Here is a 394-nt window from a genome sequence, read left to right as displayed (position 1 = left end):
GCGAGGCGCAGAAGGCGCAGCTGCAGTTCGACGTACGCGGCAATGACCAGGCCGCGTCGATCCACCAGCTGCAGGCGCAGACGCCGGGTGGCCAGCTGCAGGTGGAAGGGCAGGTGGCCTGGGCACCGCAGCTCGACTGGGATGCCAAGGCCACGCTGAAGGATTTCGACCCCGGCTACTTCGTGCCGGGCTGGAACGGCCGCCTGTCCGGCAACCTGGCCTCGAAGGGACGGCAGTTGCCGCCTCCAGCCAACGCTGCACCGGGCACGGCCGGCACGCTGGAAGCCACCGTCGACCTGCCGTCGCTGAAGGGCATCCTGCGCCAGCGCAACCTTGATGCACAGGGCAAGTTCGCACTGCAGGGCGCGCAGGGCCAGGGTGACCTGAAGCTGTC

At 69.3% G+C, this 394-nt stretch carries 1 protein-coding gene; it reads left to right on the top strand.

Annotated elements, in window-relative coordinates:
- On the top strand, positions 1-394 hold a 394-nt coding region (locus EN850_RS33985), incomplete at both ends, for a hypothetical protein (protein WP_210238018.1).

It is taken from the genome of Mesorhizobium sp. M8A.F.Ca.ET.207.01.1.1 (genome assembly GCF_004794715.1).
In the GTDB taxonomy this organism is placed as follows: domain Bacteria; phylum Pseudomonadota; class Alphaproteobacteria; order Rhizobiales; family Rhizobiaceae; genus Mesorhizobium.
Note: the sequence above shows the minus strand (reverse complement) of the source record. Positions and strands in the feature narration are given on the sequence as shown.